The 16383-nt window shown below is 61.5% G+C and carries 18 protein-coding genes; 13 read left to right on the top strand and 5 right to left on the bottom strand.

Annotated elements, in window-relative coordinates; all coding sequences use genetic code 11:
• Nucleotides 1-2: 2 nt before the first annotated feature.
• Both BLR92_RS02705 and BLR92_RS02700 read left to right on the top strand, forming a co-directional pair.
• Nucleotides 3-536, top strand: a complete 534-nt coding sequence (locus tag BLR92_RS02705; RefSeq protein WP_089725228.1) for a hypothetical protein — start codon at nt 3-5, stop codon at nt 534-536.
• 16 nt (nt 537-552) lie between these two features.
• Nucleotides 553-1791, top strand: coding sequence for an MFS transporter (locus BLR92_RS02700; protein ID WP_245703925.1), 1239 nt, complete (start codon nt 553-555; stop codon nt 1789-1791).
• Nucleotides 1792-1812: 21 nt separating this feature from the next.
• Here the strand turns inward: BLR92_RS02700 and BLR92_RS02695 are convergent, their stop codons facing one another.
• The 3 genes from BLR92_RS02695 to BLR92_RS02685 are packed head-to-tail and all read right to left on the bottom strand — an operon-like array spanning nt 1813 to nt 4225.
• Complete coding sequence (locus tag BLR92_RS02695; RefSeq protein ID WP_089725226.1) at nt 1813-2745, bottom strand: 5-oxoprolinase subunit C family protein; 933 nt, start codon at nt 2743-2745, stop codon at nt 1813-1815.
• Entirely contained in the window at nt 2742-3473 is a 732-nt protein-coding gene (locus tag BLR92_RS02690) for a 5-oxoprolinase subunit B family protein (RefSeq protein ID WP_089725224.1), read from the bottom strand. Before BLR92_RS02690 ends, BLR92_RS02695 begins: the two co-directional genes overlap by 4 nt.
• Nucleotides 3470-4225: a 5-oxoprolinase subunit PxpA gene (locus BLR92_RS02685; RefSeq protein WP_089725223.1), complete on the bottom strand. Its 756-nt coding sequence runs from the start codon at nt 4223-4225 to the stop codon at nt 3470-3472. The genes BLR92_RS02690 and BLR92_RS02685 overlap by 4 nt, the downstream gene beginning before the upstream one ends.
• A gap of 246 nt (nt 4226-4471) precedes the next feature.
• Here BLR92_RS02685 and BLR92_RS02680 point away from each other — a divergent pair, with 246 nt between their 5' ends.
• From BLR92_RS02680 to BLR92_RS02655, 6 genes are all read left to right on the top strand, one after another.
• Nucleotides 4472-5467: a TRAP transporter substrate-binding protein gene (locus BLR92_RS02680; protein WP_089725221.1), complete on the top strand. Its 996-nt coding sequence runs from the start codon at nt 4472-4474 to the stop codon at nt 5465-5467.
• Nucleotides 5468-5555: 88 nt separating this feature from the next.
• Nucleotides 5556-6119 carry a TRAP transporter small permease gene (locus BLR92_RS02675; protein ID WP_089725218.1) on the top strand — a complete coding sequence of 188 codons (564 nt, stop codon included), beginning with the start codon at nt 5556-5558 and terminating at the stop codon, nt 6117-6119.
• A gap of 2 nt (nt 6120-6121) precedes the next feature.
• The gene (locus BLR92_RS02670) at nt 6122-7420 is read left to right on the top strand and encodes a TRAP transporter large permease (RefSeq protein ID WP_217636514.1); all 1299 of its coding nucleotides are present in this window, start codon (nt 6122-6124) and stop codon (nt 7418-7420) included.
• On the top strand, nt 7420-7962 hold the full coding sequence (locus BLR92_RS02665; protein ID WP_089725214.1) for a winged helix DNA-binding protein: 543 nt from the start codon (nt 7420-7422) through the stop codon (nt 7960-7962). Before BLR92_RS02670 ends, BLR92_RS02665 begins: the two co-directional genes overlap by 1 nt.
• A gap of 57 nt (nt 7963-8019) precedes the next feature.
• Entirely contained in the window at nt 8020-9057 is a 1038-nt protein-coding gene (locus BLR92_RS02660; protein ID WP_089725212.1) for an asparaginase, read from the top strand.
• A 43-nt stretch (nt 9058-9100) separates the two neighbouring features.
• The gene (locus BLR92_RS02655; protein WP_089725965.1) at nt 9101-9409 is read left to right on the top strand and encodes a HigA family addiction module antitoxin; all 309 of its coding nucleotides are present in this window, start codon (nt 9101-9103) and stop codon (nt 9407-9409) included.
• A gap of 37 nt (nt 9410-9446) precedes the next feature.
• On the opposite strand, the gene BLR92_RS02650 is transcribed toward BLR92_RS02655, so the two are convergent.
• Nucleotides 9447-9665 (bottom strand): DUF2835 family protein, encoded by a 219-nt coding sequence (locus BLR92_RS02650; protein ID WP_089725211.1) that lies wholly within the window; start codon nt 9663-9665, stop codon nt 9447-9449.
• 104 nt (nt 9666-9769) lie between these two features.
• On the opposite strand from BLR92_RS02650, the gene BLR92_RS02645 reads away from it, so the two are divergent.
• The 5 genes from BLR92_RS02645 (at nt 9770) to BLR92_RS02625 (ending at nt 15784) form a co-directional block, all read left to right on the top strand.
• Nucleotides 9770-10678, top strand: a complete 909-nt coding sequence (locus tag BLR92_RS02645; RefSeq protein ID WP_245703921.1) for a putative metalloprotease CJM1_0395 family protein — start codon at nt 9770-9772, stop codon at nt 10676-10678.
• Between the two features lie 209 nt (nt 10679-10887).
• A complete protein-coding gene (locus BLR92_RS02640) occupies nt 10888-11367 on the top strand; it encodes a hypothetical protein (RefSeq protein ID WP_089725209.1) in 480 nt (159 codons plus the stop codon).
• 62 nt (nt 11368-11429) lie between these two features.
• Complete coding sequence (locus BLR92_RS02635; protein ID WP_089725207.1) at nt 11430-11810, top strand: flagellar protein FlaG; 381 nt, start codon at nt 11430-11432, stop codon at nt 11808-11810.
• 161 nt (nt 11811-11971) lie between these two features.
• Entirely contained in the window at nt 11972-14782 is a 2811-nt protein-coding gene (locus BLR92_RS02630; RefSeq protein WP_089725205.1) for a sensor domain-containing phosphodiesterase, read from the top strand.
• 111 nt (nt 14783-14893) lie between these two features.
• On the top strand, nt 14894-15784 hold the full coding sequence (locus BLR92_RS02625) for an alpha/beta hydrolase (RefSeq protein WP_089725203.1): 891 nt from the start codon (nt 14894-14896) through the stop codon (nt 15782-15784).
• 186 nt (nt 15785-15970) lie between these two features.
• On the opposite strand, the gene fliE is transcribed toward BLR92_RS02625, so the two are convergent.
• Nucleotides 15971-16300 carry a flagellar hook-basal body complex protein FliE gene (gene fliE / locus BLR92_RS02620; protein ID WP_089725201.1) on the bottom strand — a complete coding sequence of 110 codons (330 nt, stop codon included), beginning with the start codon at nt 16298-16300 and terminating at the stop codon, nt 15971-15973.
• Nucleotides 16301-16383 lie beyond the last annotated feature (83 nt).

Raw genomic sequence — 16383 nt, 5'->3', positions numbered from 1 at the left:
TGATGGCCTTGGGTTTGGGCAGTTGGCTAAAACGCAGAAAACACCCCACGGTCTGGGTGATCAAGCAACTCGACGAGTCGCTCATGCACTTGTGTGGCCAAGCAACTGCCCAGGGCCGAGGATCGGCGGCCGTCCAGCTCGACCGATTGCGCGCCGGCGCTTTCTCGGGCGCGGTGCGCATGACCGAAAATAGCGCGATACTCAATGCCGCGCAGTTCGCCGCCCTGATTCCCGAAGTCGATCTGCATCTCATCGATGACAACGAAGCCGAGTGGCAAGGGCGACGCTGGCAGGTCGCCTGGGTTCCCCAGCGCTGCTGGCTGCATGATGGTCGCCTGGTCACCCAGCGTACCGAACTGCATGGCAAGACTCACCTGGTCAGCATCGAGGATGTCAGCGGCATTCGCGCCAAGGCCGAAACGCCGCGCTACCATAACCCGTTCATTACCCTGGAACCCCTCGAGCAACCCCAGCACGAGAACGACGATAGCCCGGCTCAACACCACCGTCAGGACAACGACGGCCGCGACGGTTGAGCCCTTAAGGAACTCAATGCCTTCACCCCTCACCGGGCGCCAACCCTCGTCGCTCGATTGGCGCCCGTTACTGCCCTTTATAGCGCTGATGGTTCTGGTCGCCCTCAATCTGCGCCCGGCGCTGTCATCGATGGCGCCGATGCTGGTGCGAATCCAGCAGGATATCGGACTCTCCGCCACGGCCATCGGCGCGCTGACCACCCTGCCGGTATTGTGCCTGGGGCTGTTCGCGCCACTGGCGCCCTGGCTGACGCGCCGACTCGGCGCAGAACGCACGCTGAGCGTGGCGCTATTGCTGCTCGCCGTGGCGCTATTGCTGCGTGCCAACGCCCACCCCCTACCGCTGTATCTGGGCACGTTATTGGTCGGCGCCGGCATTGGCATCGCCGGTACGCTGTTGCCGGCGCTGGTCAAGCGCGAGCTGTCTCAAGGCGCGGACGTACTGACTGGCGTTTACACCATGGCGTTGTGCCTGGGCGGTGCGCTGGGCGCCGGACTCAGTGTGCCGCTGGCGAATCTGCTCGGCGATTGGCGGGCCTCGCTGGGTAGCTGGAGTCTGCTGGCCTTCATCGCCGTGATCGCCTGGCGCTGGAGAATGCCACACCCTTGGCCCACCGAGCGGGCCAGTTTGAGCAATGCTCCCAAATTGCGCCTAACGCACACGGCGCTGGCCTGGCAGGTTACCGGCTATATGGGCAGCCAATCGGCATTGGCATACATCGCTTTCGGCTGGCTACCGGTATTGCTTCAGCGCCGTGGAATGGCTGAGGCCGAAGCCGGCTGGCTGCTGGCGGCCTCGGTAATGGCTCAACTGATCACCGCGCTTGGCGCCCCCTGGCTGGCGCGCCTGGGCCGCGATCAGCGGCCGATCATCCTGTTGCTACTGCTGAGTACCGCGGCGGGCATCGTGGTGCTGCTCCAGGCACCCCTCGACTGGCGCTGGCATGGAGCGCTACTGCTCGGCCTGGGTCAAGGTGGCAGTTTCAGCATGGCATTGACGCTGATCGTGCTGCGTAGCGCCAACTCACGCCTGGCCGGCCAGCTATCGGGCATGGCCCAGGGCATCGGCTACACCCTCGCCTCCATCGGGCCGCTGCTGGTCGGTATCCTGCTGGAATACTCGGCGGGAATGAATCTGCTTACCGGTGTATTGCTGGCCTTCGTCGTTTCGGCTGCCGCCTGCGCCATGCTCGCCGGACGCAGGCGGCAACTGGATCTCGATGCCCAGGGCCGGCTGGTGACGACCCGCCGCTAGCCAAGAGTCGGGTTCACCCGGTCACAGGTCGCGAAAATAACGCAGAAAGCTTCGATACGCGGCCTGGGCCGGCGTCAACGCTTGCGCTTGCAGACGCACCTCGTGCCCTGGCGGGCATTGCGCCAGCCGCGCGCAGGCCAGGGGCGTCAGTGCGCCCAGTCGCGGGTAGCCACCTATCGTCTGGCGATCGTTGAGCAGCGCGATGGGCTGGCCGTCGGGCGGCACCTGAACGGCGCCCAGGCCAATGCCTTCGGAAATCATGTTACCGGTACGACAACGTAGCGTCGGCCCCTTCAAACGCACGCCCATCCGATCGGAACGCTCGTCGACACGCCACGCGCGATGGAATGCCGCGAACAGGCTCGCTCCCTCGAAATCCGCGATCTGCGCACCCGGCACCAGCGCCAATGATGCTGGTTGCGAATAGTCCGGCCGTGACTCGACCGGCAATGTATCGGCGTTGCGCAACCCACCCGTAAAACTCAGTACATCGCCCGAGCGCAATTTGCCGCCCTGGCCATCGTGACCGCCCAAATCCTCGCGCGATACGCTCGCGACACTGCCCAGCACCGGTTCGGCGATGAAACCACCGGGTGCCGCCAAATAGGCGCGCAAACCGCTCGACGGCGAGGCGAACTTCAGCCGCTGCCCGGCTTCGACGGTAAAGCTCGACCACGGGTCCAGCGCCACATCATCCAGTGTGGCGCCGAGATCGGCCCCGGCCAGCGCCAGGCTGGTAGTTGCCTCGGCGATCAGGCTCAAGCCGCCAAAGGTGATCTCCAGCGCCGCCGCCCCCCAGGCGTTGCCGAGCAGACGATTGGCCCAGGCCCAGGCATGGATATCCACCGGGCCGCCTTGCGTCAGACCCAGCCGGCGCACGCCGAAACGCCCGGCATCCTGCAGGCTCGCCAACGGGCCGGCGCGCTCCACGCGTAGCTGGGCCACGGCACTCATGAGCGCTCTTCGACCGGCGCGATGTCGCCACCCAGTCCTTCGAAGTGGGCACGGTCGATGGCAACGAAGCGCACCCGGTCGCCAACCCGCAGCAGACTGAAGCCCTCGCGCCGTCGATCGAACAATCGCTCGCCGGTACGACCGATCAGGTTCCAACCGCCGGGCGAGACTCGCGGGTATGCCGCGGTCTGGCGATTGGCCACCGCGACACTACCGGCCGGCACGCGCTTGCGGGGTGTCTCGAGACGCGGTAGCGCCAACGCCTCGGGCAGGCTGCCCATGAAGGCGAATCCCGGCGAAAAGCCCAGCGCGAACACCCGATACTCGCGTTCGCAATGCGCCTCGATCACCGCCTGGCGCGACAGGCCGCTGTGTTCCTGCAGGCGAATGAGTTCGGGCCCCACCGATTCGTCGTACCACACGTGAAGTTCCTTGACCTCGCCAACCGCCGCCGTGTCGTCCGGCGCCAGATCGGCGAGCAGGCTGGCCAGTCGCGCGCGCGCCTCATCAGGCCTGAGCGCCAGCGGATCGTAATGCACCAGCACGCTGGTATAGGACGGCACCAGATCGATAAGCGTGTCACCGAAAACCTGCTCACAACGCCGCATCAGGGCGGTGATCCACGCCATGTTGGCATCGTCGATGGTGGCGAACAGGCGCACCAGCCAGGTATCCACCCCCGCCACCTCCAGACACGGCAGATCGCCAGCCCGAAGCGCCTCGTTCATGCGCTGGCCTCGAGATCGGCCAATGCCTGACGAATGGCCTTCACGGCAGCGATCGATTCGGGGTTGTCGCCATGCACGCACAACGTATCGGCGGCCAGTACCAGTTCGCTGCCATCACTGGCGATCAGTGCTTCACCACGCGCGATGCGCAACGCCTGATCGACGATCACCTTGGCGTCGTGATGCACCGCACCCGACTCGCGCCGCGAGACCAGCCGACCTTCGCCGGTGTAAGCACGGTCGGCGAACGCCTCGAACCATAGCGTCACGCCGTGGCGCTCGGCGAGTTCACGCGTTGGCGCGTGATCGCGCGTGGCCAGCACCATCAGCGGCAAGGCGCTATCGAAAGCCGCCACCGCGCGCATCACCGCGGAGAGCTTGTCGGGGTCGCGCATCATGTCATTGTACAGCGCGCCATGGGGCTTCACGTAACGCAAATCACAACCTTCGGCACGGCATATACCCGCCAGCGCACCGATTTGATAGAGCACCAGATTCTCGATTTCAAGAACCGAGCAGGCCATCGAGCGGCGCCCGAAGCCGACCAGGTCGGGATAGCCGGGATGCGCGCCCACCGCCACGTTGCTGGTCCGTGCAAGGTGCACGGTACGGCGCATGATATCGGGGTCGGAAGCATGAAAACCGCAGGCGACATTAGCGAGATCGACATGCGGGATGACATTCTCATCGCTGCCCATTTTCCATGAACCTAGGCTCTCTCCCACATCGGCATTGAGCATCAGCGTTGGCATTGCGGTTCCTCCCGGATTTCGTAACGGTTCCTGGCGGCATCGACCAGGTCGATTTACCGATAAGTTATCGATATTTTATCGACATAACACCGTCGTTTAGTCTAAACAGCGTTGACTGTCCAGAGAATGACTGCCTAGGCTGGGTGAAAAGCAAGGCCGTCTATCCTCAGTCAAGAAGCCTAACGCGCCGCTTTCAAGAAAACGGCTTTATGAGCAGCAATAACAACACCAATCGTGAGGACTCCAATGACCGCTCGTCACCCGCTACTCGCCAGCCTGGCTGTCGCTGCGACATTCGCCACGACCCTGCCCACGACCGTTCAAGCCGCAACCGAATGGGACATGCCGACGCCCTATGGCGATCTCACCTTCCACACCGTCAACATTCGCGAGTTCGCCGACGACGTTCGCGAAAGCACCAATGGCGAACTCGATATTACCGTGCACCCCAGCGGGGCACTGATCGGCCATGCCGAGATCAAGAATTCGGTACGCCGGGGCATCGTGCCCATCGGTGAACTGATCATGTCGCGCCTGGCCAACGAGAACCCGATCTTCGAGGTCGACTCGGTGCCCTATCTGGCATCGAGCTACGCAGAGGCGCGGACCCTGTGGGAAGCGTCGCGCGAGGTCATCGCCGAGGAATTGGCCAAGCAGCAATTGCGCCTGTTGTTTACCGTGCCATGGCCACCACAGGGCATCTATACCCAGCAAAAAGTCGATACGGTCGACGATCTGGAAAACCTCAAGATGCGCGCCTACAACAAGTCCAGCGAGCGCCTGGCACAGCTGGTGGGCGCGGTACCCACGCAGATCGAGGCACCGGACATTCCCACGGCCTTCAGCACCGGGCGCGTCGATGCCATGATCACCTCGCCGGCGACCGGCGCCGACACCAAGGCCTGGGACTACCTCAGCCACTTCAATCACGCCCAGCTATGGCTGCCCAAGAACATGGTGATCGTCAACGAGCAGGCCTTCCAGCGCCTCGACGAAGCCACCCGCCAGGCGGTACTTGAAGCCGCCGAAGCGGCTCAGGAGCGAGGCTGGAAGATGAGCCGCAAGGAAACCGAACAGGCACTCAAGGCGCTGCGCGAAAACGGCATCACCGTCAGCGAACCCAGCGAGGAACTCGCCGCCTCGTTGAAGGAAATCGGCGAAACCATGACCGAGGAATGGGTCCAGCGTGCCGGGGAACAGGGGCAGAAAATCCTTCAGAATTACCAGCAACTCCAGCAGTAATAGTAATCCCCGGCTTTCGGCGCACGCCGCCAGCGCATCCATGACGTGCGCCGAAAGTCTCGCTTCAATATCGTTTTACGGGATCGCCATGCGATATCGACTTCGCCCTCTGTATACCCTTGGTGGCTACGGTTCGGCCGTGTGCCTGTGCCTGATCTGCGCGATGATCACTGCTCAGATCTGTGGTCGCCTGCTCGACGTGTTGGTCATTGCACTCGGCGGCGATAGTCTCGGCCTGTCGATTCCAGGGCTTGCCGAGGTATCCGGCTTTCTGCTGGTGGGCGCCAGCTTTCTGGGCCTGGCATACACCTTCGTGCATGGCGGGCATATTCGCGTGACACTCGTCACCGGCCAACTGCCGCCACGCATTCGCGTGTTCGTGGAACTATGGTGTTTGACCGTCGCGCTGGCGCTTTGCGCGTATCTGGGCTGGTACACCTGGGTACTACTGGCCGACAGTATCGCTTTCGGCCAGGTCTCTTACGGCATGGTGCCGGTACCGCTGTGGATCCCACAAGGCGCCATGCTGCTGGGAATCGCGCTGTTCTGCCTGGCATTGGCCGAGGCTTGGCTCGCTACCTGCGTGATTGCCTTTACCCGCCCCGGTGCGTTTCGAGTCGACGACGACGCCGCACATAGCCCGGAGCCATAGCCATGCTCACCTTGACCCTGGTTCTGCTGACCGCGCTGGTCGTGTTGCTGGGCAGCGGCGTATGGGTGGCTTTCTCGCTGATGGGCCTGGGCTGGCTCGGCATCAGCCAGTTCACCTCGATTCCCGCCGGCGACGTCATGGCCACGGATATCTGGAGTGCCAGCTATAGCTGGGAGCTGACCGCCCTGCCGATGTTCATCTGGATGGGCGAGATCCTGTTTCGCTCGCGCCTCGCCGAAGACATGTTTACCGGCCTGGCGCCGTGGATGACACGTATCCCCGGCCGGTTGCTGCATACCAACGTGGTCGGCTGCGGCCTGTTCGCCGCCGTTTCCGGCTCGTCGGCGGCCACCTGCGCCACCATGGGCAAGATGTCGCTTCCCGAACTGACGCGGCGCGGTTACGACGAGCGACTGGTGATCGGCACTCTGGCCGGCTCCGCCACCCTAGGCCTGCTGATTCCCCCGTCGATCATCTTGATCGTTTACGGCGTGGCCACCGACCAATCCATCGCCCGACTGTTCATTGCCGGCGTTCTTCCCGGCCTGATGCTGGTCGTGCTGTTTTCCGGCTACCTGATGCTGTGGTCATGGCGTTTTCCCGAGCGCATTCCCACTGCCGACGAACACACTTCCCTGCTCGAGAAACTACGCCGCTCGCGTCGCTTGATCCCGATGCTGGGGCTGATCGTAGGGGTGATCGGCTCGATCTATGCCGGTCTGGCTTCGCCCACTGAAGCCGCCGCCGTGGGCGTGGTGCTATCGCTGATACTGGCGCGCTGGCAGGGCGCCATGAATCGCGGCATCTTCATCGAGGCCACGCTCGGCGCGGTGCGCACATCGACCATGATCGCCTTCATTCTCGCCGGCGCCTCGTTTCTCACTGCGGCGATGGGCTTTACCGGCCTGCCCAGCGACCTAGCGGCCTGGATCGCCGCTCAGAACCTCTCACCGTATATGTTGCTGGTCGTACTGACCCTGTTCTTCATCGTGCTGGGCTGCTTTCTGGATGGCATCTCGGTGGTGGTCCTGACCACGTCGATTCTGCTGCCGATGGTCGAAGCCGCCAACATCGATCTGATCTGGTTCGGCATCTACCTGGTGATCGTGGTCGAGATGTCGCAGATCACCCCGCCGGTCGGCTTCAACCTGTTCGTGCTGCAAGGCATGACCGGCAAGAACATTCTCAGCATCGCCTACGCGGCCTTGCCGTTCTTCTTTCTGATGATGCTGGGCGTGCTGCTCATCACCCTTTTCCCGGAGATCGCTACGTACCTGCCGCAAGCCATGAGTGGACCCTGATGAATCAGCAACCCGAGAAATCGCCGCGCCGGCTCAACAGCAAACGCGGCCCGATCGTCTCCTCCGAGCACCTGTCGCACAGCGCCCAGGAGCTTTCCGAGTTCGAGTATGGCTTGATCGTCGCCGGTCATGCCTTCAACCGCTGGATGGTACGCTGCATGACCGCCAGCGGCCTGGCCGAACTCGGCGCGCTCGACGTACTGGTACTGCATAGCGTCAACCACCGCGAACGCGCCAAGCGCCAGGCGGATATCTGCCTGGTGCTCAATGTCGAGGATACCCATACCGTTACCTATGCATTGAAGAAGCTCGCCAAGCTGGCGTTGGTCAGCGGCGAGAAACACGGCAAGGAAACCTTCTTTCGTGCCACCGACGAGGGCCGCTCGACCTGTACCCGTTACGCGGAGATTCGCGAGGCGTGCCTGGTGGAGTCGCTTGAATCGATGGGGCTCGACCGCGACGACATGCATCAGGTCGCCGGCATGCTGCGTGCCATGTCCGGTCTTTACGACCAGGCCGCGCGCTCGGCGGCGTCGCTTTAGTGTCGGTCGCTCCTCGGCTATCATTGGCGCCCTTTATCATGCATAAGGAGCGACGCGATGGACGAGGCGGAGCTACTGGTCATTTACTCGGGCGGAACGCTGGGCATGCTACCCAGCGACAATGGCCTGGTTCCGGGCGGCGACTTCGAGAGCCGCCTGCGCGTCGCGCTCGCCACGCTGCCGCCCGCGCGCCAAGCCTCGTTACCTCCTTTCGAAATACTCGAATATCCCGATCCGATCGATTCCAGTGCCGCCACCCCCACCGATTGGCAGCGCCTCGCCGGTGACATCGCCAAGCGATACAACGATTATTCCGGCTTCGTCGTACTGCATGGCACCGACACCCTGGCCTGGAGCGCCGCCAGCCTCGCCTACCAGTTGCAAGGCATCGACAAGGCGGTGGTAGTGAGTGGCGCCCAACGACCGCTGGAAGCCGATAACAGCGACGCCCTGGCCAATGTCGAAGCCGCGCTGCGCTTCGCCGCGCAACCCGCGCTTCAGGAAGTCGCCGTCTGCTTTTCCGGCAAGCTCACCCGTGGCACGCGCACCCGCAAATGGGATACCCACGCCTTCGATGGCTTCGTCAGCCCCAATTATCCGCTACTCGGCGAAATGGTCGATGGCTCTCCGGTGCTTTACCCCTCGCGTGGCCTTCAGGTACAACAACGCGGCCTGCCACGCTTCGAAATGGCCGACTACGCCGTGCTCGGCGACTCACCCGTGGTGCGTGTCGCGCTGTGGCCGGGCATGTCTTCACGCCTGCTGAACGCCTGGCTGCTCGACGACGGGGTGCATGGCGCCTTACTGGAAGTATGGGGTAGCGGCAACGTTGCGGAAGATCCGGCGATTCTCGGTACGCTCGCCCAGGCCAGCGGCGAAGGCAAGCTGCTCGCCGCGATCAGCCAATGCCCATATGGGCCGGTCTCGATCGGCACTTATGCCGCCGGATGCGGTCTTATCGATGCCGGCGTACTCTCCGGCGACGCCATGACTCCCGAGGCCGCGATTACCAAGCTGGTCCACCTGCTCGCCCAGCCGATCGGCGAAGCCGATAGACGTCAACGATTCCTGGCATCGCTGGTCGGGGAGCGCTAAAGCTTAATAAACGGGCCCATGAACATATCGACAGATGACCGACATGAGCAGATCGTATGAACGGCCCACTAGCGTGGGTGAAACGCTAATCGAGGAATTCATGAAACCCATGGGGATCAACCAGACGCAACTGGCCCAAGCCATGGGTATTCAGCGCCGGCTGGTCAACGAGGTGTGTCGCAACCGCCGCGTGATTACCGCCGACACCGCGCTCATGCTCTCGCGAGTCTTCGGCAACTCCGCCGAATTCTGGCTGAAACTGCAGCACGACAACGATTTATGGGAAGCGCTTCACGATCCCAAGCGTCGCCAGCGAATCGAGCGAGCGCATCCCGTGGCAACCGCCGTTTGACGATATCCTGCTTTCCCGTGGTTGACCGGGGCCCCTTCTACAACGCCACGATCGACTCGAACTGGCCGGCATCGCTGTAATACAGCCGAAAAACGCCATCGATGCCCTCATGCGTGACGATATGACGTAACGCCCTGGCGGGAAACACCACCCTTCGGCCATCCAGGCTATACACATAGACCTGCTGGGTACGCCCCTGATAATGCGCCAGGCACTGGGCGGCCGACAGTTTGATCGTTACATCGAGGCTATTCATACAGGCAGGTCATCAGGGCCGTCAGCGTGGATTAAGCGATGTTGCTAAAAACGCTTGATCTGGACAATACTTTAGTTCTTCACACAAAAGACGACAAACCGGTCATGCAGATCGCTCCCGTTCTTTCCTACATGCCTTACGTGGCACGGCCCAGCGAGTCGAACGGCGTCGCCTCGATCGCTTCGTCCGCCCGCCCGAGCGACACCAGGCAGGCGCCTCTTCCCCAAGTGACCGGCATCCAACCGCCACTGACGAACAACGCCGACGATCCCCGGGCACCGGCCGCAACCGAAAACGCCGCCAGAGCGGAAGGCAATGAAGCGTCAACGGCAAGCGCCCGCAACGCATCGGCTGATGGCGCACAACGCACCGATCAGGAAGCTACCGATACCGGCGAGCAGGATAGGCAAGGCGCCAGCCAGGACCCCACCGCCCCCAAGGGCGCGAATGGCCAGGCCCTGGCGCCGGAAGATATCACTGAGTTGAAGAGCCTCCAGGTTCGCGACCGGGAAGTTCGCAACCACGAACTCGCTCATCAGGTCGTCGGCGGCCAATTCGCCGGTGGGGCCAGCTATACCTTCGAGCGCGGCCCGGATGGCGGACGCTATGCCGTAGCCGGGGAAGTCCCGATCGATGTCGGCGCCGTCCCTGGCGACCCACAGGCAACCATCGAAAAGATGCGCAAGGTTCGCGCAGCGGCGCTGGCCCCGGCCGAGCCCTCCGCCCAGGACCGTGCCATCGCCGCTCAGGCGAGCCAAACCATGATGGCCGCGCAGTTGGAACTTGCGCTACAACGCCGCGAGGCATCGAACAGTGAAGACGCGGTTAGTATAGAGAGCACCACCACCGCGTCGCCCCTATTCGCCGCGACACAATCGACGACCCAGCAGTCGCAGGACACCTCCCAGACAGCACAGAGCGAATCCAACAAGGCCGTACAGACCTACCAGTCAATGGCACCGGGCCTTTCGCAATACGTACCCAGCGCCGATCCACTGTGGGCCATGGCCTGACGGATTTGTTGACTTCTCCATGCGCCGCTTGGCGCAGCCACCCCCTCCTATGCAGGGTTTTGCGATTTTATCCATAACCCAGGTTAAATATTTTTCATAAGCGGCCGATAACGCTCCAAAGGAGTCTTATTGGTCGACTGGCTTGGCAACGAAGCCTCGCGCATTTGCCCTTGTGACTCGCCATTTATTTGACGTTAGCGAGACAACCGATGACATCATTACAAGCCATCAGAACGACATCGGAAACCGCTTTTCTGGAACACCTCGATCAGGCGCTGCATACGCTGACCGAGAGGGACACCTACATCCTCAGAAAAGCCGCCAATGAACGGGCAATCTCCTTCAGACTGGCAATGCATCTCCAATCGGTATTTTCCGATTGGGACGTCGATTGCGAATACAACTGCTGGGATTCGTTCGGCAAGCACATGAATCACATCATTGCCACCACGGATACGGCAGCAACCGAGGCGCGCACGATCTACCCGGATATCGTCATCCACAAGCGTGGCACCTCGCAGAACCTCGCCGCCATCGAGCTCAGCAAAAGCACCAACGATTTTGGCAAGCATCAGGACATCAAGAAACTGAAAGCCTACAAGGCGCAAATTGGCTATGCGTACGCCGTTTTACTGACTATCGGCGTCGACGATGACATCGACAACAATCGCATCGAAATCATGCAATGAACCAACGAGCCATCGTGGCACGACAATAATAACGATCGCGAATCACTACAGGGAACAACGCAATGAACTCACCGATCAACGACGCTACCTCAGCGTCGTCCAGCACATCGCCCGCCACCAACATGACGCCCCGCCAACGCCTGGAAAACGCGCTCGCTCACCTACCGGCACCGCCCGGCAGTGCCGCGAGCCAGGCACAGAGCAATACCCAGGCCGCCGAGACCTCTCCCGGCGAGTTGGTCGAACCCGTCCAGCGTATCAACGAAGCGATGCGCCACTACGGCGTGGAATTTCATCTTCAGGAATTCGGTAGCCGGGTCGTTACACGCATCGTCGATCGTGAAAGCGGCGAGGTGATTCGTCAGATTCCCAGCGAGGAAGTGCTGCGTATCGCCGAATCCCTGGAGCGCTTGCAAGGCCGTTTGATTCAGCACCAAGTCTGATCGAAAAGTCGTAAAGTGTTGTCGCCATTGCGAAAGTCGGATAGCCGGAGCTAAGATTTTCGACGACACTGCCGATAACTCCTGTTAGATACACATGAACGTATCGAGCAAAGCACATCAGGAGCATTGAACGCTGGATAGCTCCACGACCAGGCAGAGTAATGACACATCGCGACCATCCTAATCGCTCTTCCCGGCCGCAGCCCGGAGTCAAGGATCGCTCACGGCTCGCGGCGCTGGAGTCGACGCGTCTACTGGACACCCCTTTCGAGGAGCGTTTCGATGCCCTGACGCGCCTCGCCTGCCGCTTATTCGAAGTGCCCATCGCGCTGATCAGCCTGGTCGACGAACAACGCGTATGGTTCAAATCGGTCAATGGGCTGACGATTCGTGAAACGCCGGTGGAGCACTCGTTCTGCGCCCATTCCTTGAGCAGCGATAGCGTCATGGTGGTCGAAGACGCACGCCACGATTCCCGTTTCGCCGATAGCCCGTTGGTCACCGGTCCGCCGCATATCCGCTTCTATGCAGGCGCGCCGATTCACGGCCCGGACAACATGCCGCTGGGCACGTTCTGCATTACCAGCGATCGTCCTCGCGTCCTGAGTAGCAAGGAACGCGACACGCTGAAAAGCCTGGCCCGGCTGACCACCCTGGAAATCGCTCACCGTCGGCACCAGCCCGAGCTGCTGATACCCGACAGCGAAGAGGCGTTGGTTCAAAGCATCGGCGCGGTGATCAACCGTGCCGAGCAGCGCCACATCGCCGGTACCCCACCACGACTGGTGCTGCTCGAACTACTCGACGATCTGCTACGGCTGACGGAGTGTGAATACGGTCTCGTCGGAGAAATCAAGCAACAGGAAAAAGGCGCATATCTCGATATCCTGGGCATGTCGCTGGGCGACGTGACATCGCAGGGTCAAAAATTTTTCATGCATGGCGGGCGTCGTCTGAACCTGGAACGCATGAATGCACTGGTCGATGGCCGCCTCTCGCTTCCCGAAATCCAGATCTTCAGCGAAGACGACCTTGCCCAGATACATCCCCACGACTTGCCCGCCAGCCACCCGACGTTGCGCAACGCACTGATGGTTCCTTTCATGAATGACGGTCGGGGCGTCGGCATGCTGCTGATGGCCAATCGGCGCACGCACTTCAATCCCGAACGCGCCAGGCGCCTGCTCAAGCCACTGATGAACATCGGCGGCAGCCTGCTCGCCTCGCTATACGCGGAATCGGAAAAAGCCGCGCTGCATGCGAAGCTCGAGGAGTTCAGGGCAACGCTCGATGCGACCCTCGACCTGATTCTGATTTTCGATGAGCAATCGCAGCGTTTTATCTACTGCAATCAGGGAGCGCTAGAACAACTCGGCTATAGCAAAGAAGAATTGATTGGGATGCCACCCGCCAAGCTGCTCGACTCACTCAGCGCCGGCGAGCTCGACGAGCGACTGGCGCCGCTGCGCAACGGCCAACAGCGCCTGGTCCGCCTGAACGCCACGCTACGTCGGCGCAACAACGAACCGCTACCCGTCCAGGCGGTCGTCCAGCGCATACGCCACGACGACAGCGGGCGAACCAACTACATCATCGTCGCTCGCGATCTGCGCGAAACCCTCGAGGCACAACGCGAAATCGACTGGATCACCCATCATGACTCGCTGACACGCCAGTTGAATCGCGCCGGTTTCTTGCAAGCGCTGATGCTCAATGCGCCACGCCGCGACGATCCGGCACCCTTGCAGATGGTCCTGATCTGCGGCATCGATCGCTTCAAGCGGCTCAATGACGCGCACGGTACCGCGCTCGCGGACACCATTCTCTGCGAACTGGCACAGCGTCTGACCCTCGCTCTGGCAAGCTATCCCGAGGCATTGTTGGGACGCCTGAGCGGCGATGAGTTCGCGATCAATGTCAATATCGCCCAGGATAGCAACGCCTTTCTCCTCGCCGACTGGCTTCGCCAACAGGTCGAACAGCATCGCTTCGAAGCCGTCGAAGGCTTGCAGTTGACCGTCAGTATCGGCGTGGCGGTAGTCTGCTGCGGCCAAGTCACTGCCGAGGAGTTGCTGCGACGCGCCAATGCCGCGCTGGTACGCGCCAAGCGTCAGGGTCGCAACCGCGTGCGCCAATATCTGAGCGGCATGCTCGATGAAGCCAGCCGCCATCAATCGATCGAACGCCGTCTTTCAGGCGCTTTCGCTCGCGGCGACTTCACGCTGCATTTTCAGCCGCAATGGGCACTGAACGATCTTTCATGCCCTATCGGCGCCGAAGCGCTACTGCGCTGGAAGGACGAAGAGCTTGGCGCCATCGGCCCCGATGTCTTCATCCCGATTCTCGAAGAGAGTGGAATGATGGTCGAAGTGGGCCGCTGGATCATCGATCAGGCACTCGATCATCTGGTCTCGGCACGCGATCAATTGCCGGAAGGCTTCTTCGTCAGCGTCAATGTCAGCGCCATCCAACTGATGGACGATGCGCAACTGGCCGACCATGTAGTTTCGGCATTGCGTTGGCGTGACCTGCCAACATCGGCCCTGGAGCTGGAGATTACCGAAACGGCGCTGATCCAGTCGCCGCATTGGGTGGGACAACAACTCGAAGCCCTGCACGAACGGGGCGTGAATATCGCACTCGATGATTTCGGCACCGGTTTCTCGTCGCTCTCGCATCTCAAGCAATTTCCCTTCGACACGGTCAAGATCGACAAGTCGTTCATTGCCGGATTGCCCGACTCCGCCGAGGATCGCGCGATCATCGAGTCGCTGTTGACGCTGTGCCGTGGTTTCGGCCGCGATGTGTGCGCCGAGGGCATCGAGACGCCGGCTCAACTGGATTTTCTGCGTCGGCTCAATTGCGCGCGTGCCCAGGGCTATCTGCTGGCACGCCCCAGCCCATCGTTGCAGGTCATTGCCGAGGCACTTCCCCCCTCTCCCGATGAATCCAAAGGGACGCATAGCGCGTAGTAGCGTAAGGCCGATAGGCCAAGCGCAAGGCCCTTTTCACCCGAGTAGCGCTCCGCCCTGTTCGAAGCCGTGGATAACGTGGATCGATAGCCGCAAAACAATGGAGTTGTCATGCGCGCCCTTTGGATACTCCCTGCCTTGTTACTCACACTCGGCGGCTGCGTCCGCCATCTCAACGAACCGCAATCGCCAGCCACGATACCGTACCCCGAAGAGTTCTCGTTCAGCGTATTGGAAGACCAGCGCTATACGTCACCCGACTGGCCACAGCCGCTGTTCGCGGATGTCTACCTACCCGAAACATCCAATATGGTGGAGCGCCCAGTGGCGCTACTGGTGCACGGTGGTGGCTGGCAGGGCCGCACGCCCGAGGACATGGCGCCGATTGCCGAACGCCTGGCGCGACGCGGCTTCGTCACCGTCAATGTCGGCTACCGCTTCGCCCCGGAGTATAAATTCCCGGCGCAGATTCATGATTTGCAGCAGGCCATGCATTGGATTCACCGGCAGTCGGAAGAATGGCGAATCGATACTTCGCGCATCGCCGGCGTGGGGTATTCATCGGGGGCACACCTGGTCAGCCTGCTGGCGGTGGTAGCGGGGCAAGGCGGGGCAGTGGATCGCCCTTACGGCGGTGAACGAACACGGCTCGATGCCGTAATCGCCGGGGGTACGCCGACCAACCTGTTCAAGTTCGACGATGGCCGGCTGGTGGTGGAGTTTCTCGGCGGCACCCGCCTTGAAGTACCCCTGCAATACGCACAAGCCTCGCCGATGAAACACATTCACCCACAGGCACCGCCGTTTTTCCTCTTTCACGGCACCTGGGACGATCTGGTTCCACCGGATCACGCCAAGGATTTCTACACTGCCCTGCGCGAGCAAGGCATCTACAGCGAACTCTACCTGCTACGCTTTCGCGGCCACATCACCACGTTTCTGACTCGCTACAACGCCATGGAAGCCGGCATCGACTTCCTTGCGAGGCAGTTGCAAGATTAGAAACGAGCACATTAAGGAATGGCTGAATAAATCGCCGAACGAAATGATGCGGGCGTCGCTACGTCGCGAGGCGCCCGGGGCACAGAAGACGAGACATAACATATTGTTAGGTGAGTATTCGAGCACCGCGTAACGAAGCGATTCGTTGGGGGCGCCGAGCCCGTGCAGGCATTTATACAGTGGTTCCTAGACCTGCATATTCATGATGTCTTTGTATGCCGTCACCAAGCGGTTTCTCACCTGCACACCCATCTCGAAGGCGACACTGGCCTTTTGCATATCGACCATGACGTCGTTGAGCGCCACATTGGGATCGCCCGCCTGAAAGGCCTCGAGCTTGGCATCGGACGCCTGCTTGAGCTGATTGATACGCTCGATCGAATTCTGCAACTCACTGGCGAAACCGCCCTGACCCACGCTGGCGGTCAACTGTTGGCCCTTGGCGGCATCGCTGCCGGCCTGGGTCGCCATGCTCTGCATCTGACTCAATGCGGCTTGAATGGCGGGTGAACTCATAAAACCTCCTACCCGGTTCGTGCACGCTATTCGACTCGTGTGACGACCTGGATCATGCGGATTGATAGTGATGGCAAGCCTAG

The organism is Modicisalibacter muralis (assembly GCF_900102945.1).
Taxonomy (GTDB): domain Bacteria; phylum Pseudomonadota; class Gammaproteobacteria; order Pseudomonadales; family Halomonadaceae; genus Modicisalibacter; species Modicisalibacter muralis.
Note: the sequence above shows the minus strand (reverse complement) of the source record. Positions and strands in the feature narration are given on the sequence as shown.